Source organism: Mycobacterium dioxanotrophicus (assembly GCF_002157835.1).
In the GTDB taxonomy this organism is placed as follows: domain Bacteria; phylum Actinomycetota; class Actinomycetes; order Mycobacteriales; family Mycobacteriaceae; genus Mycobacterium; species Mycobacterium dioxanotrophicus.
The window spans coordinates 72,663-99,269 of record NZ_CP020809.1 but is presented as its reverse complement, the minus strand read 5'-3'; the positions used below and the strand labels follow the sequence as shown (position 1 = coordinate 99,269).

Annotated in this window: 19 protein-coding genes, 5 pseudogenes and 2 other annotated features; of the genes and pseudogenes, 13 read left to right on the top strand and 11 right to left on the bottom strand. The window is 60.2% G+C overall.

The window, feature by feature from the left end; genetic code table 11:
- Positions 1-37: 37 nt before the first annotated feature.
- Complete coding sequence (locus BTO20_RS00440; RefSeq protein WP_087072462.1) at positions 38-1,333, bottom strand: lipase family protein; 1,296 nt, start codon at positions 1,331-1,333, stop codon at positions 38-40.
- Between the two features lie 732 nt (positions 1,334-2,065).
- On the opposite strand from BTO20_RS00440, the gene BTO20_RS00435 reads away from it, so the two are divergent.
- A complete protein-coding gene (locus BTO20_RS00435; protein WP_232490985.1) occupies positions 2,066-2,608 on the top strand; it encodes a site-specific integrase in 543 nt (180 codons plus the stop codon).
- 28 nt (positions 2,609-2,636) lie between these two features.
- Here BTO20_RS00435 and BTO20_RS00430 read toward each other — a convergent pair.
- Positions 2,637-3,897, bottom strand: a pseudogene (locus tag BTO20_RS00430) (IS3-like element ISRru1 family transposase).
- Positions 3,483-3,614, bottom strand: a sequence feature (AL1L pseudoknot). (Overlaps the previous pseudogene by 132 nt.)
- A gap of 154 nt (positions 3,898-4,051) precedes the next feature.
- Here BTO20_RS00430 and BTO20_RS00425 point away from each other — a divergent pair.
- Complete coding sequence (locus tag BTO20_RS00425; protein WP_232490984.1) at positions 4,052-4,348, top strand: hypothetical protein; 297 nt, start codon at positions 4,052-4,054, stop codon at positions 4,346-4,348.
- 21 nt (positions 4,349-4,369) lie between these two features.
- Here BTO20_RS00425 and BTO20_RS40105 read toward each other — a convergent pair.
- The 3 genes and pseudogenes from BTO20_RS40105 to BTO20_RS40095 all read right to left on the bottom strand — a co-directional run bounded on the left by BTO20_RS40105 (position 4,370) and on the right by BTO20_RS40095 (position 7,391).
- A pseudogene (locus tag BTO20_RS40105) lies at positions 4,370-5,594 on the bottom strand (transposase).
- Positions 5,595-5,839: 245 nt separating this feature from the next.
- Positions 5,840-6,505 (bottom strand): amino acid kinase family protein, encoded by a 666-nt coding sequence (locus BTO20_RS40100; RefSeq protein WP_232490983.1) that lies wholly within the window; start codon positions 6,503-6,505, stop codon positions 5,840-5,842.
- A gap of 53 nt (positions 6,506-6,558) precedes the next feature.
- Positions 6,559-7,391 (bottom strand): annotated as a pseudogene (locus BTO20_RS40095) (DUF4158 domain-containing protein).
- 442 nt (positions 7,392-7,833) lie between these two features.
- Between BTO20_RS40095 and BTO20_RS00415 the strand changes: the two are divergent.
- From BTO20_RS00415 to BTO20_RS00380, 8 genes are all read left to right on the top strand, one after another.
- On the top strand, positions 7,834-9,012 hold the full coding sequence (locus BTO20_RS00415) for a hypothetical protein (RefSeq protein WP_157680085.1): 1,179 nt from the start codon (positions 7,834-7,836) through the stop codon (positions 9,010-9,012).
- On the top strand, positions 9,009-9,977 hold the full coding sequence (locus BTO20_RS00410) for a Gfo/Idh/MocA family protein (protein WP_087072458.1): 969 nt from the start codon (positions 9,009-9,011) through the stop codon (positions 9,975-9,977). The genes BTO20_RS00415 and BTO20_RS00410 overlap by 4 nt, the downstream gene beginning before the upstream one ends.
- Before the next feature lie 110 nt (positions 9,978-10,087).
- Complete coding sequence (locus BTO20_RS00405) at positions 10,088-11,158, top strand: extracellular solute-binding protein (RefSeq protein ID WP_087072445.1); 1,071 nt, start codon at positions 10,088-10,090, stop codon at positions 11,156-11,158.
- Entirely contained in the window at positions 11,112-12,341 is a 1,230-nt protein-coding gene (locus BTO20_RS00400) for an ABC transporter ATP-binding protein (RefSeq protein ID WP_332460260.1), read from the top strand. Before BTO20_RS00405 ends, BTO20_RS00400 begins: the two co-directional genes overlap by 47 nt.
- Positions 12,323-13,231: an ABC transporter permease gene (locus tag BTO20_RS00395; protein ID WP_198344205.1), complete on the top strand. Its 909-nt coding sequence runs from the start codon at positions 12,323-12,325 to the stop codon at positions 13,229-13,231. Before BTO20_RS00400 ends, BTO20_RS00395 begins: the two co-directional genes overlap by 19 nt.
- Positions 13,232-13,359: 128 nt before the next feature.
- Positions 13,360-14,061 (top strand): ABC transporter permease, encoded by a 702-nt coding sequence (locus BTO20_RS00390; RefSeq protein ID WP_198344204.1) that lies wholly within the window; start codon positions 13,360-13,362, stop codon positions 14,059-14,061.
- Positions 14,062-14,133: 72 nt separating this feature from the next.
- Complete coding sequence (locus BTO20_RS00385; RefSeq protein ID WP_087072440.1) at positions 14,134-14,934, top strand: carbon-nitrogen hydrolase family protein; 801 nt, start codon at positions 14,134-14,136, stop codon at positions 14,932-14,934.
- Between the two features lie 56 nt (positions 14,935-14,990).
- Positions 14,991-16,307 (top strand): aminotransferase class I/II-fold pyridoxal phosphate-dependent enzyme, encoded by a 1,317-nt coding sequence (locus BTO20_RS00380; protein ID WP_198344203.1) that lies wholly within the window; start codon positions 14,991-14,993, stop codon positions 16,305-16,307.
- Between the two features lie 299 nt (positions 16,308-16,606).
- On the opposite strand, the gene BTO20_RS00375 is transcribed toward BTO20_RS00380, so the two are convergent.
- Entirely contained in the window at positions 16,607-17,077 is a 471-nt protein-coding gene (locus BTO20_RS00375; RefSeq protein ID WP_087072436.1) for an Lrp/AsnC family transcriptional regulator, read from the bottom strand.
- 139 nt (positions 17,078-17,216) lie between these two features.
- Positions 17,217-18,474, bottom strand: a pseudogene (locus BTO20_RS00370) (IS3 family transposase).
- Positions 18,044-18,175, bottom strand: a sequence feature (AL1L pseudoknot). It overlaps the preceding pseudogene by 132 nt.
- Before the next feature lie 102 nt (positions 18,475-18,576).
- On the opposite strand from BTO20_RS00370, the gene BTO20_RS00365 reads away from it, so the two are divergent.
- Positions 18,577-19,515: a DMT family transporter gene (locus BTO20_RS00365; protein ID WP_157680083.1), complete on the top strand. Its 939-nt coding sequence runs from the start codon at positions 18,577-18,579 to the stop codon at positions 19,513-19,515.
- Positions 19,508-20,716 (top strand): aromatic amino acid transaminase, encoded by a 1,209-nt coding sequence (locus tag BTO20_RS00360; RefSeq protein ID WP_087072432.1) that lies wholly within the window; start codon positions 19,508-19,510, stop codon positions 20,714-20,716. Before BTO20_RS00365 ends, BTO20_RS00360 begins: the two co-directional genes overlap by 8 nt.
- 342 nt (positions 20,717-21,058) lie before the next feature.
- On the opposite strand, the gene BTO20_RS00355 is transcribed toward BTO20_RS00360, so the two are convergent.
- On the bottom strand, positions 21,059-22,456 hold the full coding sequence (locus BTO20_RS00355) for an IS1380 family transposase (protein ID WP_157680082.1): 1,398 nt from the start codon (positions 22,454-22,456) through the stop codon (positions 21,059-21,061).
- Positions 22,457-22,660: 204 nt separating this feature from the next.
- Here BTO20_RS00355 and BTO20_RS39065 point away from each other — a divergent pair, with 204 nt between their 5' ends.
- Entirely contained in the window at positions 22,661-23,074 is a 414-nt protein-coding gene (locus BTO20_RS39065; RefSeq protein WP_157680081.1) for a hypothetical protein, read from the top strand.
- Positions 23,075-23,360: 286 nt separating this feature from the next.
- Here the strand turns inward: BTO20_RS39065 and BTO20_RS00345 are convergent, their stop codons facing one another.
- From BTO20_RS00345 to BTO20_RS00335, 3 genes and pseudogenes are all read right to left on the bottom strand, one after another.
- The gene (locus tag BTO20_RS00345) at positions 23,361-23,663 is read right to left on the bottom strand and encodes a glutamine synthetase (protein WP_232490982.1); all 303 of its coding nucleotides are present in this window, start codon (positions 23,661-23,663) and stop codon (positions 23,361-23,363) included.
- A gap of 224 nt (positions 23,664-23,887) precedes the next feature.
- Positions 23,888-25,289: pseudogene (locus tag BTO20_RS00340) on the bottom strand (IS1380 family transposase).
- A gap of 80 nt (positions 25,290-25,369) precedes the next feature.
- Positions 25,370-26,593 carry a type I glutamate--ammonia ligase gene (locus BTO20_RS00335; protein ID WP_087072424.1) on the bottom strand — a complete coding sequence of 408 codons (1,224 nt, stop codon included), beginning with the start codon at positions 26,591-26,593 and terminating at the stop codon, positions 25,370-25,372.
- Positions 26,594-26,607: the final 14 nt, after the last annotated feature.

The following is a 26,607-nucleotide window of genomic DNA, read 5'->3' as shown; positions in this document are numbered from 1 at the left end:
TCTCCTTACGTCCGATCTTCTGCGGTGGTCGTGCCGATTAGATTGCCCCGCAGTTGGGCGTGGTCGGCAGACCGTTGAACCGGTCGGCGACCCACTGCATCGAGCGCTCCCCGTCGACCCAATAGGTCAGCAGGTGATTGGTCGCCGTCTTGTTCAGGAAAGGGGGCTGCTCGTTTGTCCAGAACTGCACGTCGGCGCCTTGGGCACACCAATCCAGGGCCAGCTGATGGCCACCACCCCAGGGCACAAACGGATCCCACCTGTTGGCAAGAATGAAGGTCGGCGCCTGGGGCTTGAGGCGGCCGATCCGCTGGGCGTCAATGACCGTCTTCAGCGGTTCCGCTGCAATCAGTTCAGCTGGATTGGTGGTGAAATACGGTGCCGCGTGGCGTAACCCGAAACTCATCATGGTTTCCACCAGACACATCACCTGGTTACGTTCGAACATCTCGACACCACGTGGTGTCAGGGTCGTACTCAGCGGTTGCGCCAGCTCAGGGTAGGCGGCAGCAATGCCGTTCAACAGATAACCCAAGGCCCCGACCAAGATCGATCCGTCGGCGTACGGCAGGATCAACGACAGATCGGCAGGCACGGCGCCGGCCCATGCGCCAACCAGATTCAGTTCCGGAGCGTAGGTTGGCGCGAGTTCGGCGGCCGATGCCGAGGCGGCGCCACCGGACGAGTATCCCCAGAAGGCGACGGGGCCATTCGGGTCCAGCGACGTATTGGGCAGCTTCATCGCAGCCCTAGCGGCGTCGATCAGCGTCTGCCCTCCGGACAACCGGTTCAGGAACGTCGGGATCCCCGGCGTCCCCAACCCTTCTCCGTCGGTGACGACGATGGCAAAACCACGGGCGACCATCGTGGCGATGAAGGTCTCCTCAAAGTTCAGCATCAGGTCAAATCCTGAGTTCCCCACCGAAGCGTGCATTCCCTGGTTGAACATTCGAGACGGAGCGCACTGATCGCCGAGTCCATACGGAATGGTGGAGAATGCGATGAGGGGCCTCGGCCCATTTCCTGGCCACGGATTATGCGGCTCGAAATATGTGCCGGTCACCGCGATCAATTCTCCCTTGGCCCCGGTGCTCGTGTACATGATTCGGGTGCCGTCGGCGACAAACGCACCCAGCTGGCCCGAGGGTTCCAACACCAGGCGAGAAGGCTCGCTACGGATAAGGTCTCCCGGCGCGCTATCACCCGGCAAAGGACTTGGTGGCGTGTAGAATTCGGCGTAGTGGGACTCGTCGGCCTTGGCCAGCGGAAGGCTCCCACCGATACAAAAGATCAGAGTCAACGGTAGGGACAAGATCAAAAACACACGCAACATCGCAACTGGATGCGGTAGGGCGTGACCAGGCATCAGCATAATTCCTTTTCGTAGTTGCCGTTCTCAGCTTTGGTGAAAATTTCGAGACCGCGTATTGCGCAAGGCGAAATACAGGCAGAGTTATTCAAGGGCCTCATTTTGCGTCGGCCACTTGACATTCCCCCGTAAAGGCACCGGGCATCAGGTGGAGACTTATCCGGGCAGCAGCGCTAACTCCAAACGTCAGCCCACTGCCACTTTGTCTCCGATCGCTCCCCCGTTGGCTCGTAAACCGTTGCGATGGGTGGCACCTCCTGGCGCTGCGTGATGATTGCATTCAATCACAGCACATATGTCTCGTCTGGAGCCATATATTCGCAGTTCACATCAATAGCAGGCCCCGCATTGCATACAGGAATGTAGCCTGCGTCACACCTTCCGTCAAGCGGATTCCCAACTTTGCATCGCTCTAGAGCGCACAGATTGGATACAACCTGCCGCCAGGCGCGGCCGGCATGTGCCTCACCTCTACCTTCGAGGGGAGCGAGATGAGCCCGATTGAATACATCTGTTGACCGTACGTAGATGCTCACGTGAGAGCTGTAACTGGGGGTCGAGGAGCAAACCCGCCCAATCCGGCGCTAAGGATTTACCGCACATAGTGTCATACTATGTGCGATCGGATAACGGGTCGATGCGCCCCAGTCGGGCGACTCGAGAACCTGTGCGCGGTAGTAGTTCGAGGTTGATGACATGGGGCGGGTTCACAGGTTGTCGACGTCGGCGAGTGATGTGCGGCTGGCCGATGCAGTACAGATCTACTTGGCGACGATTATGGTGTCGAACACCCGCGCAACCTACGCGGCGGCGCTGAATCGGTTGGTGGTCGACTTCGGGGCGGATACGAATGTGGCGTTGCTGGGCTCGGAGCCGGATCGGGTCAGTGGCTGGTTCACCTTCGTGTGGGGTGGCAAGTCGGCGAAGACGTTTAACATCCGATTGACTGCGCTGGGGTCGGCGTGCGCATATTGGCGCGATCAGCAGTGGTTGGCCGGCGATCCGTTAGTGCGGTTGCGAACGCGGCCCGCACCGCCGGACACCAGTAGGGCGTTGAGCAAGGATCGGGTCACCGAGATCTTGGGATCGGATGCGGCCCAGAGGGAACAGGTGTTATGGCACATGCTCTACGAATCCGCGGCGCGTGCCGAGGAGGTGTTGATGCTGGATGTGCCCGACCTCGACACAGCGAACCGCTGCGCGGAGGTGACACGCAAGGGCGGGGCACGCGAACTCTGAACCACCCTGGATCTGATGGAGACCTGGTTCAAGCCACGTCGCGGTCGGAGGTGGCTGTCGAGCGTTGTTGACGGTACTCGTTTTCGTAGTCGATGGGCGGTTGGTATCCGATCGAGGAGTGCAGGCGGCTGGTGTTGAACCAATGCACCCAGGAAGCCGTCTCGCGCTCGACCTCGCTGCGCCCGCTCCACGACTTCTGCCGGTCGATCAGCTCGGTCTTGTACAACCCGATCGTCGATTCCATCAACGCATTGTCGAGCGCGTCGCCGACGCTGCCGATCGATCCAGCGATGCCGGATTCGATCAACGCCTCGGTGAACGCCAGAGACGTATACTGGGAACCCGCGTCCGAGTGATGGACCAAACCCGTTGCAGTGAACGCGAAGTCGGACCGGCGACGTGTGAACAATGCTTGCTCGAGTACACCCGACACCAGCGGCGTCGCCTTCGTCGTCATGACCCTCCACCCGAGAATCCGGCGGGAGAACACATCGACCACGAACGAGGTGTACACGAAACCAACCAACGTCCAGCAATAAGTAAAATCGGCAACCCACCACTGGTCCGGTTGAGTCGGCGCGCCCCACTGCCGGGCAATCAGATCCGGATGTCGAGGGGCACGATCATCGCGTTCGGTGGTCACCGTACGCCGGCGTCCGCGGACAACACCCTCTGCTCCGCAGATCGTCATCAACCGAGCGACCTGATCGCGGCCGATCTCGTGACCAGCGCGTTTCATTGCATGCCAGATTTTCTTGGCTCCGTAGAGGCGTCTGTTTGCCACGAAGAACCCGTGAACGGTGTTCGTGGCGTACGCCTCTTCCAGTGCCGCTGCGGAGACGGTGCCGCGTTTCTTGGCGGCGTAGTAGGTGGACGGGGCGATCTTGATGCCGTGCTCTTTGAGTACGGTGCAGATCGGGTCGACCCCGAAAAGGTGGCGGTATTCGTCGATGTACTCGACGATCACCGAAGTCGGCGGTCGACCTCCGCCGCTGCGAAAAACGCTGACGCTGTCTTGAGAATCTCGTTGGCTCTTCGCAATTCGGAGTTCTCACGCCGTAGCGCCTTCAACTCCTCGTCGCGGTCAACTCCTGCGACGGGCCCGTGTGCCTCGGTGGCCGGATCGTTCTTCTCGATCCAGTTTCGGATCGTCGCCGGGTTGATATCGAGCAGAGCCCGACGTGCTTACGGGCCGTTACTTTCGGCTCGCCGTACTCCTTGAGCCGGTCGCGATACATCCGAACTGCCCGCTCCCGCGTCTCAGCATCGAACTTCCTTGGTGCACCCATATCTGCATTCTCCTGGTGAGATCACAGTCTCCACCAGCCCCAGGGTGGTTCACTCGTCGCGTGGCAGAGCGCTACCGCGCGCCTGTTGCCGCGGATGCTGGCCGACCGCACGAGCGGTCCACTGTTCCTCACCGCCCGAAAAGCCCGATCGTCCGTGGCTGCACGCGATGTCGACTCGTCGACGGGGCGGGCACGGCTGTCTTATCGGCGCGCGGCCGAGATGTTCGAAGGCCACACCGTCCACTACGACGACGGCCCGTACACGCTGCACCAACTACGGCATTCACGGCTGACGCATGCGGCCGAGGATGGCGCGTCGATGCCGGTGTTGATGACGCTGTCGGGTCAGATGTCGGTGCGAGGCCTTGTCGAGTACGCAAGAATCTCCGACGATGGGCTACGGCGCTTTCAGGCCGAGAGCGATCCGGCGGCGCGTCGGCCAGGGCGGTGATCGGCGCAGTGAGTCGCACCGTCAATCGCTCTCGTGGGCATCGGGATCGCGCAGCGGCCGGTGTGTTCCACCGAGGTCTGGTAAGTGGAAGGCGTAGTGGCCGTCGATACCGATGTGGGTGCGGATAAACGCCGATAGTCGCTGCGCGTCGGCGTCGAGCACCGGATAGCCCTGCGCGCGTAGCTGTTCCAGAGCGCGGTTGGTGTATAACGTATTCCACAGAACTGTGCAGTTGAGCACCAACCCCAGTGCGGAGAGTTGATCTTCCATGCCTTCGTAGTAGGTACGGGTCATCTCCCCCTTCTTTCCGTGGTAGATCCGGCGCGCCAGGTCGTGACGCCCTTCTCCGAGATTGGCCTGAATCTTGCCTTCCCTGCGGTACGGTTCGTCGTCGGCCAGGCGCAGGATGTGCAGGGTTTTGAAGATCCGCCCATAATGGGCGATCGCTTGACCCAAGGGGGTAGGTTTCCCGTCCCGGGAGATCATCCGGGTGACGTCGTGAGCGGAGACCTCACACTCGTTGATCGACACTGCAACTCGGCACATGTCCTCCCAGTGCGCGGCGATCTTGTCGGTGTCGATGTGACCCGAGCGGCCTGGTTGAGTGGCCCGTAGTCCGCGGACCGGTCGAACCGCCATAACCGCTGATCGGGCAGATTCGCTAACTGCGGCCGGTATCTCTTGCCGATCAGGTGCATCAGACCGAACACGATGTCGCTGTAGGAGCCGGTGTCGGTGACGATCTCGTCGGGAGCTTTTCCGCCCTGCTGAAGCTGCACCACATCGATGAAGTTCAGGGAGTCGCGGGCGTCCCGGACACGACCTTGGCCGCCAGCCCGGCGGACTGGTCGTTGAGCATGTTCAACCAGGTGATCCCGCGCTTACGGCCGAAGTACTTCGGGTTCGGTCTCGCGTGGATGGTGCGGACCGGAACCACGAACCGCATACCGTCCACCGAGGCGAGTAGCCCACCACCCCACAGCTGCGCCAATTCGATCTCGGACTGGGCCTCTACCAGCTCGACGTTGGCCGCAGTCAACGTCTCCACGCGAACGTAGTTCTGGTCGACATGGTGCAGACGGTCACGGGTCAGCGCGTGAACACCAGGGCTGGTCACCGGTGTGAAACCCACGTTCATCGCGTGCGCGCACAGTACGGCCGCGACCGACAATCCGAGATCGGCGACGCGGGCACCGTTGCCGGAGGCGTGGGTGAACGACTCGGTGAACCGGGGCACCCAGGACATGACTTCCAAGACCAGCTCGGGCAGGTCGACCTCGGGCAACATTGTCTGGACCCGGCGACGTAGATCGACCAGCGACGGCGGGTCCGGTTCTGCTTTCAGCGAGGCGAGGTGGAGACGCCCGTCCTCGCCGACGCTCGCCGGACCGTCACTGTCCAACCTCGCGGCGACCTCACGGTAGGCAGTGTCCATCGTGGCGGCATGCTCGGCGAGCAGCGGTGCCGGATCGCCCGGTAGGTTCAACGCGTTCATCCCGGCCTCGCGGGAGCGATCCCATGCTTGCCCGACCAGCAGCTGGGCTCGAGGGTCACGCCATCGCGTCGAGTGCGGGCAAAGATGTTGCGATACTTGAGATGTCGATGGAACTGCTCCAGTAGGCACAAGGTGTAGGCGGCGCGGTCGACCGTCTCCGGTGGCCGAGGATCGCGATAGACCAGCCTCTTCCAGCCGCCACCGATGAGATCATGGTCGATCTGGCGGGCATCGAGCCAGCTCGCGGGTAGTTTCGACTTCGTCGACATCAGCTCACCGAGGGTCTTCATCGCTGCCAGTACCGCCGCACCGTCCGCGGTCGCTCCGAACGTCACGGTGTTCATCAGCCGGGGCAGGAACACCCGGACCGTGGCCAAGCGTCCCGCCAACTCTTCCAGGCGCTGCCCATCGAGTTCCGCGTCATCGACCGGCACCAACTCGTCGATCACCGCTACCGACGCGCGCAGCTCACTTTTGGTCGCGATGTTCTCGATCAGATCCCACAGCATGTTGACGCTGAGGTTCGGCTCGACCTCACTCATCTCCAACAGCATCTTGACCGCTGCCGAGAGCTTGCCTGCATGACGTGAGACGCGTGGGTATCGGCGCAGCTTCTCATCGCGTGACTCACGTTCGGCCTTCGACATCAGGTTCGTGACCATCAAAAGATCGAACAACTCGAGCACGTCATCAGTTGCCCTGTTCGACAGCACTTTCACCGTGGCGACCAGCACCGCCAGGCGATTGCGGCGGGCTCGATGCGCCGCAATGTAGGGGCCTTACTCGATAGCCCGTAGGTGGCCAGTGCGATCACTCGACGCTGCGGAACCATCGACACATCCAGTGATTGCCCGCCCAGCCCGATGAGGTCGGTCAACCGTTCCAGGGCGTCGAGCATACCCTTCGAGCTGGTCCGGAACACGCCCCGGCGAAGCCGCTCCAGTTCGCTGACACGACGTTTGCCCTCGGGTACATCGAGCAACGCCAGTAGCGCCGAAGCAGAACCAGCAGTGAGTTGATCGGTCAGCTGACTCCACAACCGCTGATCAGCGGCCTGTCGCCCGTCGGTCACCACACGTACCAGAGTGCGGGGACCGGGAAGCAGCGCCTGATGTTCACGTAACCAGTCGACCGCACTGGCGAATATCGCTTTCGGCCCATCGCCGGTGACCCACGCCTGATCGGCGACCCACGCCGCCAACTCCGCCTCGACCTCAGCATAGGAACTCAAGCCGTACTCGCGCTGGATCTCCCAAGCGTGTTCGAGTTTGGTTTTCTTCCGCTCGGTGTACTGCTTCACACACGAGGAGTCCTCGATACCCAACTGCTCGGCGAGATAGTCGACCAGCTCCAGGGCGCATCGAGCGGATCAGCCAAAAACATTCCGAGTTGGCGGACTGTCACGATCTGAAGGGCGAACCCCAACCGGTTGTAGTCACGACGCCGACCAGCGATCAGCTTCCGGTCCTCGTCATCGAGGTAGAAAAACCGTTCCAGCTCAACACGGGACAACGCCCCGAACCGGCCGTAGCCGCCCTCATCGGTCATGCCGACATGAAATCACCTGTAGGTCCACGCCGCCGACGTCACCGCTCGATGTTCATCGCTTAGCGCCGGATTGGGCGGGTTTTGCTCCTCGACCCCCCGAAACTGCTCAGCATGATGAGGCAGGTCGCGGCGTATATCCAACGTTGCAGACGACGGCGGGTCATGGTGACTCTCCTGTGGTCGGGGCCGGGCCTCGCAGTGGTGGCCGGCCCAATGGCTAGCCCGATTGTCAGCGGGTGACCAGGCCAGCGGTGGACCAGCGTTGGATGAGACCGAGTCAGCTTGAGCTGGTCGTCGGGTCGAAGCAAACCATGCGGGATGGTTTCTCAATCGACGTATCACCGCGGACCCCGAGACCAATGGTCTTCCCTAGGTGTTGCACCCATTCGCTACCCCGGCTAGGCTACAAAACGTATTGTTCCCCTACAAACGAGGTTAAGTAGTGACTCAAACATCGGTAAGCCTGCCAGACTGGTATGACGCTGCGGTCTATCCGGATTTCCGCGTTGGTGCACCCTGGGTTATGGACGACATGATCGATTTGCAGCCAGCGACAGTCGTAGACACCCTCAAAGCGGTTGATGCAGCCGCACGTGGGGTGGCGAGCTGGATACAAGAAGCGGGCGATGCACCGGTCGTGGTCGTTGGCGTCGGGACTGGCGGTCACGCCGCCCGCGGCGTGACGGTGGCGTTGAACGCCGCACTTGGAGATTCAACCGGTCGGCGAGTCGAATTCCGAGAGTCAGAAGACCAGGCGCGAGCGCCCCGCAAGGGAGGCGTCTGCATTGCTGTTTCACACGGCGGACTGACGGTTTCCACGCTGAACGCCTTGGCAGCAGCGCGCGCGACTGGCGCTCGAACTGCGGTCATCATTGCGGCGCCTTCGTCTTTCGCCCACGATCTGGCGGATCTGGTCCTTCAGCTCCCCATGCGCGACAAAAGCTATTGCCACACGGTGGGGTACACGTCGCCGATCGCCGCGGGCCTCCAGATCGGAAGCCATCTGAACGGCGAACTGCTGGATATGGAGCTGGTCGCTTCATATCTCCAGCAATCGGTGACGGCACTGCGTGCCGCTGCTGCTTCCATCGGTCCGGCGTGGAAGGACGTCGAACGCTTAATCAGCGCGGGGAGTCTGGTCGACGAACCGAGTGCCCGCGAGCTCGCACTCGACTTTGCCGAGGCGGCATGGATCCCTGCCAGCCCATTCGGGGTCGAAGACGTTCTACATGGTCAAATGGTCGGGCACGATAGCAAAAGCGCACTCACAATCACACTAACCGGTGGTCCAGAGCCCGAGGCGGCCGCGGCAACCGCAGAGAAACTGCTTCGCGCCGCCGGCCACATCGGCCTGCACGTCACTTTGATTGCATCGGAGGATATCTCCAGTCTGATCGCTCCGGATAGCACACCGGAGGGGCGACTCGTAATCCCCTCCACAACACTGCCTCCGGTTGTGCAGACGCTGCTCGGCGGCGCCATCGCACTCCAGGCCCTCACCATGTCCCTCGTGTACGTGCGGGGAACGAATCCTGACTTCCTCCGGCGCGAGCAGCAACAATACCGTGAAGCAGTGCCGCTGGGCGGTGCCAAGCGCACCGCTTCCGACCCGCGACATTGAACGCGCAGCACCTGCGACCGCTGCGACTCGGACTACTCGGCGCGTCCCGGGTAAACGCGCGCATCGTTGCGGCGGCTACCCGCCTTCCTGATTTGGTACAAATTGTGGCCTTGGCATCACGCGATGGCGACCGAGCCAGGTCGGAAGCAGCGCGGTTCAGCATCCCCCGTAGCTACGGCAGCTACGAGGGCTTGCTGGACGCCGACGACATCGACGCTGTTTACATCGGCTTACCCAACTCACTCCACCTGCCTTGGGCGCAGCAGTCCATCCTGCGGTCCAAGCACGTCCTGGTCGAGAAGCCCCTTAGCAGAAACCCTGAGGAGGTCATGCGAACATTCCAGATGGCCGAAAAAGCCGACGTACGCGTGTTCGAGGGATTGATGTTTCGTTACCACCAGAACACTGTGCGCGTGCTAGAAGTCCTCCAGGACGGACGGCTCGGCAGACTCAAACTAATCCAGGCACACTTCAGCTTCCCACTCGATCGACCCAGCGACGTGCGACTGAGCAGCGAACTCGATGGCGGCGCCGTGATGGACCTAGGTTGCTACTGTATCGCGGCAAGCAGATTGTTCGCTGGCGAACCGCGAAGCATCTTCGGCACCGGCGTATTGACTGACTCAGGAGTCGACCGGAGGGCCTCTGTGACACTGGTTACCGCAGACGATGTCATCACTCGTTTCGACGTGGATATGACGTTGCAACGCCACCAGTACTTGGTCGCGCATTGCGAAGAGGGTCGAGTGGAGATGTTGTCTCCCTTCCACTGCGCAGGTGGTGTGTACTTAACAAACAGTCAAGGCCAACGTTCGGTCCTCTCAATGGACGACACTAACCCCTTCGATTGCGAACTAGGCGCATTCATTGACGAAATTGCGAACCCATTAGGCGCTGGTCGGGCTCAGGACGCAATTGACCAAGCAACGGTGCTTCAGCGGGTCGTTGCCGCAGTCCATCAGTAATACCAAATGTACTAGCCTACTCACCGCAATTAGAGATCCTGCAGACGCGACAGCGGAGTCGGCGAAATCTACTTGATCTGACGTATCAAGAAATTCGAAAGTCAAACACGATGAATAGCATATCTCGCCGTACGTTATTGCGTTGCGCGCAATCTCTATGCGCGTTGACATTAACCGCCGTCACAGCGTGCTCCCCGCTAAGCGACACAGCCAGCAACCCCAACACCATCAACATTCTGACTTACGCTGGGCTGTTTCAGGACAGCTACAGACAGGCAGTGGTCGACCCGTTCCTGGAAGCTAATCCGGGATACGAAGTGAATCTGCTCTCAGCTTCTGGCTCCAGTGAGATGCTGGCCAACCTGCGTGCCGATGGCTCCTCAGGACAATTCGACGTGGTGATCATGGATACGTCCGTAGCCGATACAGCTATCGCCGAAGGGCGATTCGCAAAGCTATCGGCCGACGGTATCCCCAACTTGGACAACGTCATCGACCGGGCTGTCAACGCCAGCGGATACGGCCCAGCGTTGACCTTCGACAGCATCGTCCTCATGTACAACCCCGTTGAGCTCGGCTTCACCCCGGACAGTTGGAACTCCCTTTGGGACGACCGAGCCACACAGATAGCGTTACCATCGCCACCAAGCTTGATGGCAATCGGCTGGATAGCGATCATGGCCGATGTAATGGGGGTCGATTACAAGCAGGACGTCGGCACGGTCTTGGACCGCATGGCAGAACTTCGACCCAGAGTTTCTACGTTCGATCCAAGCCCCGAACAGTACACCTTGGTGCAATCGGGAGCAGCAAGCATTTCGATTGGGTGGAACGCTCGCGCTCGAAGCTATGCATCCGAGTCCGGGGGAGCATTGGCCGTCGCGAACACCGAGGGCTCCATATTTCAGACGAACACCATCAACATCACCGAGTCAAGCTCTAATGCTGAAGCGGCACAGCTCTTTACAAACTATGCGCTCGATGCGCAGACCCAAAGCCGATTCTCACAACTCATGCCCTACGCGCCGTCAGTTGAGGGGGTGACGCTTCCCCCAGAAGTCGAGAGCGTCATTCTGCGAGCCGACAGCCCCGACGCCATCCCCTTCGACTGGCCGTGGCTGACCGCTCAGGTTCGTGACCAGTGGGGTGCAGATTGGCGCAGCGAGGTTGTCGGTGGCTAATCACACTGCGGTTCAGCAACAGTCGCACGTTAAGAACCTAGGTTCTTCGCAGGAGCCCGGTGCCGAGCTTACTCTCCGCGACTTGCGTAAGGCATATGGGAACGGCGGACCAGACGTGGTCGGTTCGCTGAGTTTGACCGTGCCGCGGGGAAAGCTGGTTGCGCTTCTGGGCCCGTCTGGTTGTGGGAAGACCACCACACTCAGGATGGTTGCGGGGCTACTCGCTCCCACTTCTGGTCGAATAATCCTTGATGGTCAAGACATTTCCCGCACACCCATCCACAAGCGGAACATGGGGATGGTGTTTCAATCTTATGCCTTGTTCCCGCACATGACTGTCGATGAGAATGTGGCGTTCGGGCTCCAGGTCCGCAAGATGAGTAAAACCAAGCGGGCCGAATTGGTGGACACTGCCCTCGCGATGGTGCATATGAAAGATCTTGGCAAACGGAGCCCAAGGGAACTCTCGGGCGGACAGCAGCAGCGTGTCTCCTTGGCGCGGGCACTGGTGGTAGAGCCGAAGGTGCTTTTACTCGACGAGCCACTGTCGAATCTCGACGCAAAGTTGAGAGAATCGATGCGCACCGAAATCAGCCAGATTCAACAGCGCTTGCACACGACGACTCTCTTCGTCACACACGACCAGGATGAAGCCCTGGATATGTCAGATTTAGTGGCGATTATGAACAACGGAATAATTGAACAGATCGGCACACCGGCCGAGGTCTACGAGCAACCCAGGACAGAATTCGTCGCGAGATTTATTGGGAATGCGAACTTGATCCCTGTTACGGCTATTGGTTCTGCCGGGCCTGCGGGGAATTACGAAGTTAGCCTGGAGGGGCGCCGATTTGCCGCTAGCGGGCCAGATGTCCTCGACGTCAAGCGTTGTAATCTCCTGATCCGCCCCCACCACCTGATTATTGATCATCCGAGGGATCAGAGTGTCCGAACCCCCCTGAAACCCGGGCTGGGAGGAGTGGTGCAAACCAGTGGGTATACGGGTGATCGGGTGAGCCTGACGATCGAAGTCGGGGACCGGTCATTGCGAGCGAGCTACCCAGCCCGGGGAGGTCACCGGCCTCAACCGGGAGATCGGGTCACAGTTAGCTGGGAGCCGAGTTCCGGTTACCTGGTGCCAGAAACTTCAGCCTCTGAGACACCGTGTCCACATACAATCTGAGCGACCAGTTGGAGAACGGTACTAAGGGAGTGCCGGCGAGTTCGGGACTGGAGCGGCCCAAGAGTGGACTGCTTCATCTCACCCCAGCGCTAATTGGTCTACTTGTCTCCTTCTTGATCCCGTTTGCTTGGGTTGTGCGTATCGCTTTCGACGAAATAGGCCCGAGCTATGAGGTTCTGGGAAGGCTTTCGCTCCAAACGTATCGTGACGCCTTCACTTCCCCGCTCATTTGGTCGGCCCTTTCGGACACTGTTATTCTCGGTGTTGTCGTCGCGGCACTAACAACAGTAATTTCATACCCTGTAGCTTTGTTTCTAGCGAGAACGACGACACGCTGGAAGGGCCTTCTCATTGCCTTGGCGATCGCGCCCTTATTAACCTCCTCCATAGCGCGTACATTCGGCTGGATAGCAATTCTCAGCGATAACGGCATTCTGAATAGCGCCCTCATGGCCGTAGGCCTGATTAGCCAACCCCTCCAGCTGTCTGACAATTATCTCGGAATAGTGATTGCCCTCATCGAAATCATGATGCCTTACGCAATTCTCGTGATGCTGTCCGGCTTCGGACGTGTCGACGAATCGCTTGAGGAGGCTGCTCGGTCGCTTGGCGCGTCTCGCTCCCAAGCATTTTGGAAGATTACATTCCCGCTGAGTGCACCGGGCGTCCTCGCAGCCGCACTACTCGTTTTCGTGTTATCGATCTCGTCCTTTGTGACTCCGCAGCTCATGGGCGGCGGACGGGTATTCCTCCTTGCAACAGAGATCTACAACGAAGCAACCCAGACGTTGAACTGGCCCCTCGCGGCGGCTATGTCGACAATGCTTGTAATGATTTTTGCACTTTTCATAATCGTTCAACGACGACTGTTGAGCGTGGTGAACAAATGACCGGCCGACACATTTATTCTCACTTTCGGGGCGATTCGTTTAAAGCTGGCCTATCCAGAACCAGCAGCATATGTGCGTTATTGAGCGTTTACTTGTTCCTCTTGGCACCATTACTTGTGATCGTCGTTATGTCATTCAGCAACGAACCCACTCTACGCTTTCCACCAGCGGGGTTCTCCCTGGATCCATACCGGGTATTGCTTCGCAACGATGATTTTGCGAGAGGCTTGGTGGTGAGCTTAATCGTGTCACTCATTGTGACGGCCCTAGTTGTGGCAGCCGCTGTTCCGGCAGCGTTAGCCATCGAGCGGCGAGATTTCCCCTTCAAACGTGCTATAGAAGGTTTTTTCTTGATGCCGCTGTTAGTTCCCACAGTTGTCCTCGGTCTCGGTCTACTTCTCGTCTTGGCACCAGCAGGACTCCGCGGGACGTTCACAGGCTTGGTTGTGGCTCATTTCAGCATTGCATTTCCCTACTGCGTTCGCACGGTTCTCATGAGCTTGCATACCTCCGACATTTCTTGCGAAGAAGCTGCTGCGGTCCTGGGCGCTAAGCCCGCCTATGTTTTCCGGCGGATCACTTTACCCATTATCATGCCGGGCGTAGTTACGGGATCACTGATGGCCTTTATTGTATCGTTTGACGAATCCGTGCTTTCGATGTTCGTCTCGGGTACTGCTATCTCGACACTTCCTGTGGAAATGTTTCAATACTTGGAGGTCCGCGCAGATCCTGTAATCGCCGCACTATCAGTAGCTCTGATCGGCGGGTCGATGATCATCGTGATGCTGATCGAAAGGCTGGTTGGTCTCCGATTTGTAGTACGTTGATCACTTTTTCTGATATCAACCCCAATCATTTGCAGCAGGTCGTGTGAACTTTAAGCAAGGATGTGAAGTGCAATGTCCGTACGTGTAGCTGTGACGCAGTATGCGGTGCAGGTAGATATTGAAGCAAACATTAGTCAGATCAGAGCAGGCGTCGACCGTGCGGTCGAGGAGGGCGCAGATTTATGCGTCTTCCCGGAAAACTCGATGTGGACGGACCCAACCCGAAGTGGCCTTATCGCTCCGGCGCAATTCATTACCGGACCGTTCGTCCAGGAACTTTCCCGACTGTCGAATGCACACGGTGTCCATATTGTTTTCGGCATGAGCGAGAAGATCGACGACGGTGATACCCGATATTCCAACACACTTGTGCATCTCGATAGGCACGGTGCGGTGCAGGGGACGTACAGCAAGGTGCATCTCTTCGATGCGTTCGGGGTTGTAGAATCCAAAAAAGTCAGGCCCGGGCCGCTGGCGGACCCTTATGTCTTCAAGATCAACGATCTGACGTTCGGAATGATGACTTGTTACGACGTCCGGTTCCCAGAATCCGCTCGCAGGCTAGTCGACGCAGGCGCGAATGCACTTCTCGTGCCCTCAGCATGGGGTTCCGGTCCGATGAAGGAAGTACATTGGGAGTTGCTGAGCAGGGCACGCGCAATCGAGAACACGGTATACGTCGTGGCGTCAAGCCAGACCGCGCCAACTTACATAGGGCAGAGCCAGATTCTGGATCCGATGGGCGTTGTTGTCGCCGGTGCAGGGGAGGAGCCGGGGACATTCTGTGCCACCTTGCGCAGTGAAAGAATAGAGGAGGTTCGCCGAATTGTGCCGTGTCTTGCGAACAGGAGGTTTCAGATCTCAAACCCGTAAGGCCGTGGGCATCGGAAGCCTCCTATTTGTAAGGTCATCGTATGGTCTTTCGTGACGTGGACATCCTCGACGGTGCCGCAACCGCCCTCGAAATAGGCGAAAGGTTGGAAAAGGCAATCCGCTCAGGAGCGTTGGCCCCGGGCGACGCACTGCCCACGATTCGAAATTTAGCAGAACAGCTCGGGGTGAACTCAACGACGGTGGCCAACGCCTATCGACAGCTACAAACATGGGGCTTAGTGCATGGCGACCGTCGGCGCGGTACCCGCGTCATCGGCTCTGTCGTTGACCCTGTGGGTGACGGTGCGCCACATGGATCGATCATGGACCTCGCGTCGGGCCGGGCCGACCCAGCGCTACTACCGGACTTTAGCACTGCCCTGATGACCGGCGGAAAGAGGACCATCCGCGAGGGCAGATTTGGCCCGGTGTCTTCAAATCTGCGGATCGCTGCTGCGCGGCGCCTTAGCGCTGACGGCATCTCAGCAGCGCATCTGACTGTGGTCGGAGGTGCATTAGACGGCATCGAACGGGTTCTGATGGCCCACACGAAGGCTGGAGACAAAGTTGCGTTAGAAGATCCATGCTTTTCCCGCACCCTCAGCTTGGTGCGTGCGCTGGGACTGATGCCCGAACCGGTCAAGTGTGATGATGCCGGCATGATCCCTGTCAGCTTGGATCAAGCTCTACGGCGTGGCGCACGTGTTGTCATCGTCACGCCTCGTGCACAGAATCCAACTGGATCGGCGCTGACGTTCGAGCGAGCTAGCCAGCTTAAAGGGGTTTTGGATGGTGTTGATGACGCCCTCATCGTGGAGGACGATCACGCCGCATTGATCGTGGGGGTTCCAGCGATTTCATTGGTGACAGAAGGCCGAAAGCGTTGGGCAGTTGTTCGATCCTTCGCGAAAGCTTTCGGCGCTGATTTCCGGCTGGCCATTCTGGTAGGGGACGAGACGACGGTGTCTCGCGTCGAGCGTAGACAACAACTCGGCATCGGGTGGGTGAGCCACATCCTGCAGGAAACTGTTGCGGAGATGCTCAGCAGTGAGAGTATCGAAATGACGCTGAACGGCGCGAGGGAGACCTACTCTCTACGTCGGGACGCTCTGGTTGCGGGCCTGCAGCAGGTAGGCATCCCGGCACGTGGGCGTTCAGGTTTCAACGTGTGGGTACCCGTCATCCATGAGACAGAAGCTGTTATTGGCCTGCGGGACAGGGGATACGCAGTGTTGGAAGGCGACCGATTCAGAATTTCAACCCCGTCTGGTGTCCGCGTAACTACGTCGGCGCTCCGCGCGGATGACGTTCCCGATTTAGTTGAGGCCTTCACAAACGTGCTTGGATCCCGGGAGGCGGGACACATGCGCTGAAGGACCATTGCGCCGGGTGACTGCGAACTTCGCTGCATTGGTAGATCATTGAGCCAGACCATCGCTCACGGTTCACGAATCCGTTTGGGTGCTGGCGGTCAGTTCGACCCTTGACATCGATGTCGTCGGGATATCGAAATCCGAGCTCCGTCGAGCGAAAGCCGTTGTTACACAAGAGAATGAGGGTGACCGTGACGACTACGGTCTGGCAATCTGTCACGCCAAGGATCGGCCGATCTTTATTGGCTACCAGGGGGATCGACGGACAGGCCGGGAGATCAGCGGTTCACCGCCGGTAGTCACATCCCTTGCTGGGCAATCGGTGGATACACGAAAGTCTGTTTGATCTGTCCGAACGTAAAGCTGGAATCGATGGAAGTAATTCCGGGCAGACGTTGGAGTCGGGTTCGGATTACTCGCTCGTACTGCTCGAGGTTTGTGACCACAATTCGCAGCAAGTAGTCACTCTCGCCAGTGACAACGAAACATTCCAGGACGTTCTCGATGAGCCGGATTGCCGATTCGAATGCATCGACCGCATCCTGTGAATGTCTATCCAAGCGAATTCGCACGAAAGCGGTGATGGACATACCTAAAGCTCGGGGATCCACTACTGCTGTATAGCCGGTAATGACCCCTGCCGTTTCGAGCTGTTTGACGCGTCGCAAACATGGCGATGCCGTCAAACCTACCCGATCCGCTAACTCTTGATTAGTTATCCGGCCGTTCTGCTGCAACTCCCGCACGATGGCTTGGTCTAAGTCGTCCATTCTTCTCTTCCTTGGCAGATTGTGCCAACAAACCCTGATTTGATGTCAGTTTCAGCAATCCTATTGCTTGAGAACTCCTCTATCCTTACACATGAGATCGGTCAGCACTGAAACGCCCTGGGTTTCCCGGAGGCTCGGGCTATTGGATTCCGATCAAGGGTTGGTCGGTCCGGTATGCATCGTAGAACGCAGCTTCGAACTCGGCAGGTGGGATGTCGCCGAGGTAGCTGTGCAGTCGGCTGGTGTTGTGCCAGTAGACCCAGCTGAGCGTCGCCAACTCGACGTCCTCGACGGTCTTCCATGGCCCGGTGCGGGCGGGGCCGTAGATCAGTTCAGCCTTGTAGTAGCCGTTGACTGTCTCCGCGAGAGCGTTATCGAAACTGTCCCGACGGTCCGATTGACGGACTGCGCCGATCTCAGCGAGCCTTTCTCCGTAGCGAATGGAGGTGAATTGCGACCCGGCATCTGAGTGACATCTCAAGCCTGGCAACGTATTTCCACGTGACCACCGCGCCATCTCCAGTGCATCGAGCACCATCGAGGTCCGCATATGCGAGGCCACCCGCCACCCCACGATCATCCGCGAATAGGCATCGATGATGAAACACACATACCCCACCCGGCCCAGGTCGGCACGAATGTCAGGTCCGTCACCCAAAGGTCGTTCGGTGCCGTCGCGGTGAACTTTCGCTTCACCAAGTCTGGATGCCGCGCCGCGGCTGGGTCGGGTTTGGTGGTGCGGACCCGTTTGCCGCGCCGGACTCCTTCGATGCCGGCATCCCGCATCAGCCGGGCCACCTGATCCCGGCCGACGTCGTAGCCGTCGCGGCGGGCGGTTTTCCAGAGCTTGCGGGCCCCGTAGACGCAGTAGTTGTCTTTCCAGAGCTGACACAACGCCGGCCCCAGGACGGCGTCACGCTGGGCCCGCGCCGACGGGACCCGTGCTTTGATGTCGTAGTAGGTGCTCAGGGCCACCTGCAGGCCTGCGCTTCGCAGGACGGTGCAGATGGGCTCGACCCCGAACTCCTCGCGATTGGCGTCGATGAACTCGACTATTTCTTGTGTTGGCGGTCGAGCTCCGCCCCGAAGAAACTCGCCGCTCGTTTCAGAATCTCGTTGGCGCGCTTGAGTTCTCGGTTCTCCTGCTCGAGGTCTTTGATGCGCTGGGATTCCACGGTGGACACCCCGGGTGAATAACCGTCGTCGATGTCGGCTTGACGGACCCAGGTGCGCACCGATTCCACGCCGTAGCCGAGCTGGCGAGCGACCCGCTGCACCGTGCCCTGCTCGGTGCCCAGCTCAGCCCGCAGCGTGCGGACCATCCGCACCGCGGTGGCCTTCTCTTCAGCACTGTATCGACGTGTCGTCGGCTTCCCGGGCGACTGTTCCTTCGGCATACCTGCATCCTCGTTTCCAAGGTCAGGAGCCTCCGGGATTTCCAGGGCGTTTCAGCACTGCCCTAGAGGGCTGCCTTGAAGGGAATCGCCAGAATGGCCGCAATGGCTACCGCCCCGGAGGGCCCCGCAGCCGATGAGACTCAACCCGACCGCGCGTTGTTCGGTTATGCCGCAATGGGTTTGACGGTGGCCGTATGGGCTGCATTCGCATTGAGTATCCGATTCATTGAGGTATCAGAAATGGCCGCGGGCGAGGTTGCGTTAATCCGCTTTGCTGTCCCCATGGTGGTGTTGTTGCCGTGGCTCCCCTCTCGGTGGCGGACGATTTGTCGTATTCGATGGAGTATCGCAGCGATGATCTTTGTGGGAGCGGGACTCCCGTACTTTCTCACCGCGTCCTGGGGCGGTTCGTTGAGTACCGCCATCTTTGTCGGGGCGCTCATTCCAGGCCTGGTCCCGGTATTCGCCCTCGCTCTCGCTCTGACGCGCGCTGGCCGTAAAGCGACCACGTATGAAATCAGCGGCGCTGTGGTCATTACTTGCGGTGTCGGCGGATTGCTATCTAATCCCCTGTCGAATGCTAATATGACATTGCTCTTCGGAGCCTCGATTCTGGTTGCAGCAAGCATGATGTGGTCGATGTACACAACTGCGCTTAGTGCAACAGATTTGGACGCAGTCGGATGCACGTTGCTTTTGAGTATCCCATCGGCGGTGGTCACGTTCATTTTGCTGGCTATAGGTGTCCTGCCCGGCAATCTTCAAGGTGTATTCACCCACGACGCAATCGTGTTCGTGCTGGTACAAGGCCTCGGAGTCGGAGTCATAGCGAATTTGTCCTACCGGTATGCGATCCGCACGATAGGTGCCCAACGCAGTTCCGTTCTGGGGTCGCTTAGTCCGGTCGCTACCGTTCTCCTCGCGGTGCCTCTACTCGGCGAGAAGCCGACGGAGGCAGTTGTGTTCGGCGTTGTGCTGATAGTTGTCGGAGTTGCGTTGTCCTATGTTCGATCGAAGAGTAAAAGAGAAATAAATGCTTGAACTAATCGAGTCCGTAGCAATTGATCCGCTTTGGGCAGTCGCCAACCGGCTGCAACGAGACACCCGACCCGATGTGCTCGACCTTGTGGTTGGTGTGTATCGCGACAGGAGCGGTGCCACTCCCGTGATGGGCGCAGTCGCTGAGGCCGAACGTAGACTCACCGAGAATGGACTGACAAAGGCCTATCGTGGGCTTTCTGGCAACGTTGAGTTCAACCAGCTGATGACCCAGTGGGTACTCGGAGATGTCGACGTCGCGAGCCGCGCCTATGCGATGCAGACCATCGCCGGCACCGGGGCTCTCCGACTGTTGGCCGACTTTATCGCCTCGACAACGCCGTCTGCTACCGTCTGGCTGAGCTCACCCTCCTACGTCAACCATCAACCGATCATGATGCGCGCGGGACTTCGCGTCCGCTACTACCCGTACGTCAATAGCGACGGTTGCCTCGACCTAGACGGCATGCTCGCCGCATTCGAGTGCGCCGAGGCAGGTGATGTCGTGTTAATACAGGGCTGTTGCCACAACCCGACAGGCGTCGACCTTTCGGATGCCGCGTGGGTCGCTGTGACCGACACGATCCTTAAAAAGCGGTTGCTACCCCTGGTGGATATCGCATACGTGGGCCTCGGTGATGGGATCGACGCCGACCTGGCAGGCCTGCGATACATGATTGCAAGAGTTCCAGAAGCCCTGGTCGCGGTGAGTTGCTCAAAGAACTTTGGCCTCTATTGCGAGCGGGCAGGATGCTGCATCGTCGTTGGATCCAGCGGGGCGGTGGCTCGTGCAGCTTCTCCGATTCTGGAGAGCATTGCTAGAGTGAACTATTCAATGCCGCCCGACCACGGAAGCGCTGTAGTAGCGGCAATACTGTCGGACGTCAACCTTAGAGAAATGTGGGTCACAGAACTAGACGGTATGCGATCGCATATCAGAGAGAACCGGGTCGCACTGGGTTTGGCATTCGGTGCGGAAGTTTCCAAAGCGCTGCAGTCCGTCGCTCACCACCGGGGAATGTTCTCCCTATTACCGCTGTCGAAGTCCCAGATGAATTCTCTTGCAGAACACTTCGGAATCTACGGGACGACGTCGGGGCGAATCAACGTAGCTGGAATCCGGCCCATTGACGTTGAGCGCATCGCGAATGCGATCTTGAGGGTAGACCGATTGCATGTGAGGGCGATCCAACAGCAGAGCTAGCGTTTCGACTGCTCGCGTGAGGTTCGGGGACGTGGCGCCGTCATCATTCCAGCGGGCTCGACGCAAAAGTTGGTGACCAAGCAGATCGACGAGGACGACGAGGCGCTTACGCGGATCCGGACTCACGAGGCTATCAACCGACTGGTGGAGCCGAGAGATCGCAACCCCACTGATCGGCTGGGCAGGCCTCACCCGCAGGATTAGCCTGAAAGCACCGATCGGCCCTGTGGTGTCGGGTCGAGATCTTGATCTTGATTGCTGCTGGGGGTTGCCATGGTGGGACCGCTGGTCTGCCCAGTTTTCCTGTTGGGGTCCTGGTTGTCGGGTCGAGTTGGTGCTGGTTCAGGCGCTGGATCGGTGACCGATGATGTTGTGCCACAGTGTGGTCCAGGAGGATTCCCAGGGCCAGTGGGTGGGTAGGTGCAGGATCGGTTTGCGTTGGGGGCGGGCCAGGCGGGCCGGGACGTTGACCAGGTGGCAACGCAGCGTGGCCCCGCGCGCGGTGCGATGACGGATGCCGGCCAGCGTCGCTGCGGCGCGCAGCAGATTGTGGGCGATGGCCGCGCAGATGGCCCAGGCACTGTTGGCGCCGAAACGTCCTGAAGGGATGTGGGCCAGGGGGCCGTCGATGAGGTCGGCGAAGGTCGTTTCGATGATGGCGTGGCGGCGGTGGGTGATATCGGCGTCGGTGGCCAGCTCGGTGGTGTTGGTGAAAAACGGGTGATACCGCCAGATCGGGAACAGACCGTCTTCGGGTTGGGTGGCGTCCTTGACGCGGCGCACGATCAAGCGGGCGGTGACCGCCTCATAGCCGTCCGATTCGGCCATGGTGTAGCTGGTTTCAGCGACCTCAGCATCAGAGATCCAGGCCCCAGTCTCGGGGTCATGGACTGCACCCGGGTACCGCACCGGGGTCCACGTGTCCTCGGGAATCGCATTGATGGCGCGTTGCACGGCGGTGTTGCGGGTCAGCACCAGGGAGAACACCGCCCCGTAGCGGCGGCACACCCGGATCACCGCCCGTGATCCGTAGGCACTGTCACCGCGCACCGTGATCTGTCCGCTGACCCCGGCCGCACGGGCGGTGGTCAAGGCTTGGGCGACCATCCGGGCGGCCCCTTTACCGGAGTTGGCTTTCCCGGCCCGTAACCGGATGCCGGTGACCACCGGCGCGGCGGTGTCGGTGCTCAAGGTGGTGACCAGCGGGGACAGCCCTTTGCGCAGGACCTGTTTGCCGGCGATCTTGGTGTGCCCGTAGGAGGCGCCCTGTTTGGCGTGTCCGTAGACCGGGCGTACCAGGGAGTCGATATCAACAAAGGCGCGTACATCCGATCCCGGGAGCAGATCCACCCGCTCACAGAGACCAGCCAAATGCTCGGCCAGCACCGAATCGAGTTGGCGGGCGTGACCGAAGGTGAACTCCCGCAGCAGGGTTCCCACAGTCGAAGGGGCATACACGCGCTCGAACAGGGTCTTCATGCCGCCGGCGCGGACCAGGTCGACATCGTCGATGTAGTCCGCACCGGCGCACATGCCCGCGATCAGGGTGGCCAGTTTCGGGGCCGGGTTGGCCGCACCGGACTTGACCCGCGTCGACTCAATGTGAATCTTGTTGTCCAACAACCGTGTCAGGCCGGCTTGCTCGGCCAAAGCCATCACCGGGACCAGGCCGGCACACGACACGAGATTGTCCTCGTCGAACACAGCGGAGTCGGGACCGAACGTGTGGGACACTTGCACTGAAAGTGCCTTTCTTGTGCGGGTCAGATTGTTGCCTAGAGAACATCAATCTTTCCAGCTCAGAGGGCACTTTCTTCATTACGACACCCCGTCAACCAGCCGATCATCGGTGGAATCAGATTAGACGCCACCGGCAGAAAGCGATGGAAGGCGGTCAATCGGCTCGGAGTGATCCGTCTACTGGTGCGGGCGGACTATGGCGCGATGACGCCTCGATTATTGCGACTGCTGCCGATGCGTGGCCGCGGGCAGGCGCGAATAGCCGCTGACCAGTCCCCCCAGTTGACCGCCGAGCTCAACGACGGCGTGCCCGATATCGGGCGGGTCAACCACAAGCGGGTGGCGCGGGTGATGCGTGTCGCCGGGATCGCCGGCGACGACGGGGTGAAGACCACCACACCGGATCCGGCCAACCAGAAGGTTTCTGACCTGCTTCGTCGTGACATCCAATGCCGCGACCACCAACGTCAAGTAGGTCGGGGACATCACCTCTTGCCGCTGGCCACCGGCGCCAACCTGTATCTGGCCACGGTCATCGACTGCTGCTCACGGAGGTTGCAGGCGGGACGATTGCAGCGCATATGCGCTGCGCACCGAACTCGTCGAAGACACGCTTAAAGCCACCTCCGCCCATCTGATCACATCCTCGGCTGAACGCAAACCTCGGCATAATCCGAATTAAGCCGGATCCGGCTTAATTCAGATCACGGAAGTCAGTACCCTGTCAGAGGATTTCGCGAAACTATGCCGCGATCTCGGGGTAACTCAGTCTATGGGTGGCATCGGGTAAAGTGCCGACAATGCCTTGGCAGAGCCATTCACCGCGCCTCCGAACACACCGGGCGGATCACTATGGGAAAGCGCGCAAGCGGCTCCTGGTCGCGCCGGACCGAGCCCAGTTTGGTCAGAACGCCGCGAAGTACTCCTGGTGCTCCCAACGGGAGACACCATTGGCATGCTCGGCTTGATTTGACGTGTCCTGGTCGAAACGCTTGAGTTCGTTGCGCTTCAGCATCGTCAGCACCGTCACCAGTGAGTCCCCAAGCTGGTCTCGAAAAAGTGAGCTTTCCTCGAGGGCAGAAACGGCTTCCTCCAACGAGATCGGAAGTCGCTGACCGGTGCTGTCGTGATGTGGGTCGGACGACATCTCGCCGGGAGTAGCTCCCCGGTCGATTCCATCGAGTCCGGCAACGAGCTGTGAGGCCATGTAAAGGTAGGGATTCGCTGCTGGCTCACCGATTCTGTTCTCTAAATGAGTGCTAGCCCGGATTTTTCGTCGATGGTGATGGCGGTGGATCTGTAGGGCGTGATGGTTGGTCGGGTGACGTCTGCGGTCACAGGGCATGGTGGGTTGGTCCCGTGTCGCCGGGTGGGGCGGGCTTTCCTAGGGCCGGTATGTCTTTCGTGATCGATCGGTCAGGAGGCCGGCTGTTATCCGAAGGCGGTGCGGATCGTCTGCCAGGCGGTCGCGATCGAGGTGGCCCAGCGCCAGGTGGCGTCGATGCGCAGCCGGAGTTGGCGGGCGCCGCGGGTGATGCGGGCCGCGACGTGCAGCACGCGGTAGCGGAACGTGGCGATCTCGGCGCGGGCCAGCGTCGGATCACTGGTGAATCCGATGAGCCGTGCCCAGATGACCAGGTCGGCGGCGGCCAGGACGATCTCGAGCCAGGCGGCGTTGGCCCAGAAGCCGTGACACGGCAGGTTGCGCAGGCCGGCGTTCTTGAGTTCGCGGATGCGGTCCTCGACGCGGGCGTGCTGGCGGTGCCGCAACTCCAGGCCGGCGACTTGGCCGGCCACGACACCGGGCGGTGTGTCGGTGATGAACGCGGTGACGCGCATCCCGTCGGTGTCGGTGAACCGCAGCTGGGCGCCGGGATGCGGTCTCTCTTTGCGCAGGATCAGCCGGGTGCCCGGCGGCCAGCTGTTGAGGTTGACCAAGGTGGTGGCCTCGGCGACCCAGGCGCCGTCGCGCAGCCCACCGTCGGTGTCGATGGCCGGGTACCAGCCCTCGGCAAGGTTGAGTGTGTCCACGGCGTCCTGGACGCGGGCGTCGACGGGTAGCCGAAGGAGAATCCGACCCCTGCTCACGGCAGGCGTCGGCGAATCGGTGGGTGGCTCCGGCGGTGTCGCAACGCACCAGCACCTGGGGCCGGTCGGGATCACCGCCACGACTCGAGTCGGGCCGCCACGGCGCGGGCAGCGCTGCCAGCGCCTGGGCCAGGACGATGACGTGGTCGCTGGCGGTGTTGGAGCCCGCGTTGCCGCTGCGCAGCAGCCCGGCCAGGGCTTCCCCGCCGGCGATCTCGGGGCGGTCCAGGAACGCCAGCAGCGGATGGTGCCCGAACGACTTCTTCCAGGTCGGCGTCGCGCCGTGTTTGTTGTCGGAGTGATCGATCACCAGGGTGGCGTCGATGTCGATGTGCAGCCAGCCACCCGGTTCGGGGCCGCACCGGCGGCCCAGGCCGCCGCCGCGCGCTGGCGCGGGCCGCGCGCACCGCAGGCAGGTGTGCAGCGTCGATGCGCTCATTGACCAGCCGCCACATCGTGGTCGTGGAGGCTTTCGCGCCGAACGCGTGCTCACGGTCGCCGCACAGTTGGCCGACCCCGTCAATGCAGTCCGCGCCGTCGGCGACCGCCGCGGCCAGATCAGCGAACACCTCGCCGGGTGCGTAGCTCCACGGCCCGCGGTAGGTGTCGGCCAAAGCCCGGTGACCTGCGCTGATAACCCGGTCCGGTCGGCCAGTTCCCGCAGTAGGCCCATCCCGGCGTGCGACACGACCCCGTGGCCGTCGGCTGACACTTTCACCCGCGATGCGGCCGCGATACTCTTCACCTGCGAAGTGCCTTCCCGTCAGGATGGTTGAACCCTAGAGAAGTCCAATTATCCCTTGCAGGACAGGCACTTTCGCTTATCTACACGCCGTCACCAGCGATAATCCCCGAAAAATCTGGGCTAGGGTCGTGCGGCGCGCCGAGCACTCGAATCATCGCTCCACGATTGTCGTCAGCCCAGCCTGCCAAAGTCGGTGCGAGTGTGTGCGATTCGGAATATCGCTGATAGCCGTTGATTGTCGGCGTGGTGAAAAGACTGGATGCCGCCGCGTTTGCGATCAAACCACCGGCGAAGTTCTCCGCGAGTTGCGATACCAGCTGCCCAGGTACGTCGGACATGAAGAGATTGTGACCAGTCTGGCTGTCGGCGATCGACTGGTGGAGGTGCCATCCGCTCGGGTCGCAGCCTTGCAGGGCAGGCTTGCACATGAAACTGGCATGAAATCCGTTACGCCGGGCGAACTGTCGCACCGCTGCCTTAAAGAGAATGACTGCATCAGCGCCAGCAAGTCCTTCTAGCGGTTCGAACGTGATCTCGATCTGCCCTGGCCCTGATTCGTGCTCAGCACTGCGCAGCGGCAAACCCAGATCGACGAGGGTGCCACACAGTGGCATGAGAAAGTCCGCAATCTGATCGAGATGGTCATCGCCATTGAACTGGTAACCGAGGTCGACCGGCTGAACGGTTGGAGCAGTCCCCGGCGTCCCGAATCCGCCGACGTCGCCAAAAGATAACTCGTTCCGCACAAGTCGAGTGAGATAAAACTCGATCTCCAGCCCGACGACGTACGTTTGTCCTCGACGCTCGAGCCGTTGGACTTGCTGGCGTAGAGCATTCCGTGGGGACAGCGGTAAACGGCTACCGGTCTTGAAGAACTCGTCGGCGAGTACCCAGCCTGTTCGAGGCGCCCACGGCAGCGAGCGGAACGTCAGAGGATCGGGAACAGCGACAAAATCCGATGACCCCTCGAACTCAGGAAGGTCGTGGCCCACTCCGCGGGCGAACAGATCTACGGCGATATCCTGGCCGGTATCCTGTATGAATGGCGCCAGGCTGTAGTCGAGTCCGCTGCGCAGAGCTGATGAAAACACTTGAGGAGCAAGCCATTTAGTACGCGGAAATCCGTGGGGATCGACGAATGAGACACGAATCATGTCGAATTCGCCGGCATCCATTCGACCGGCGAGGACCGCTGCGCGATCCGACTGTTCATCGGTCCAGTTCGCGTAGCGTTCTACGAATCCGGGCACGCCCGTTGATGTCCGATTCGTGGTCGTAGCTTGAATGTTGGGAGCGATGGTCATACTGATGCCTTCGT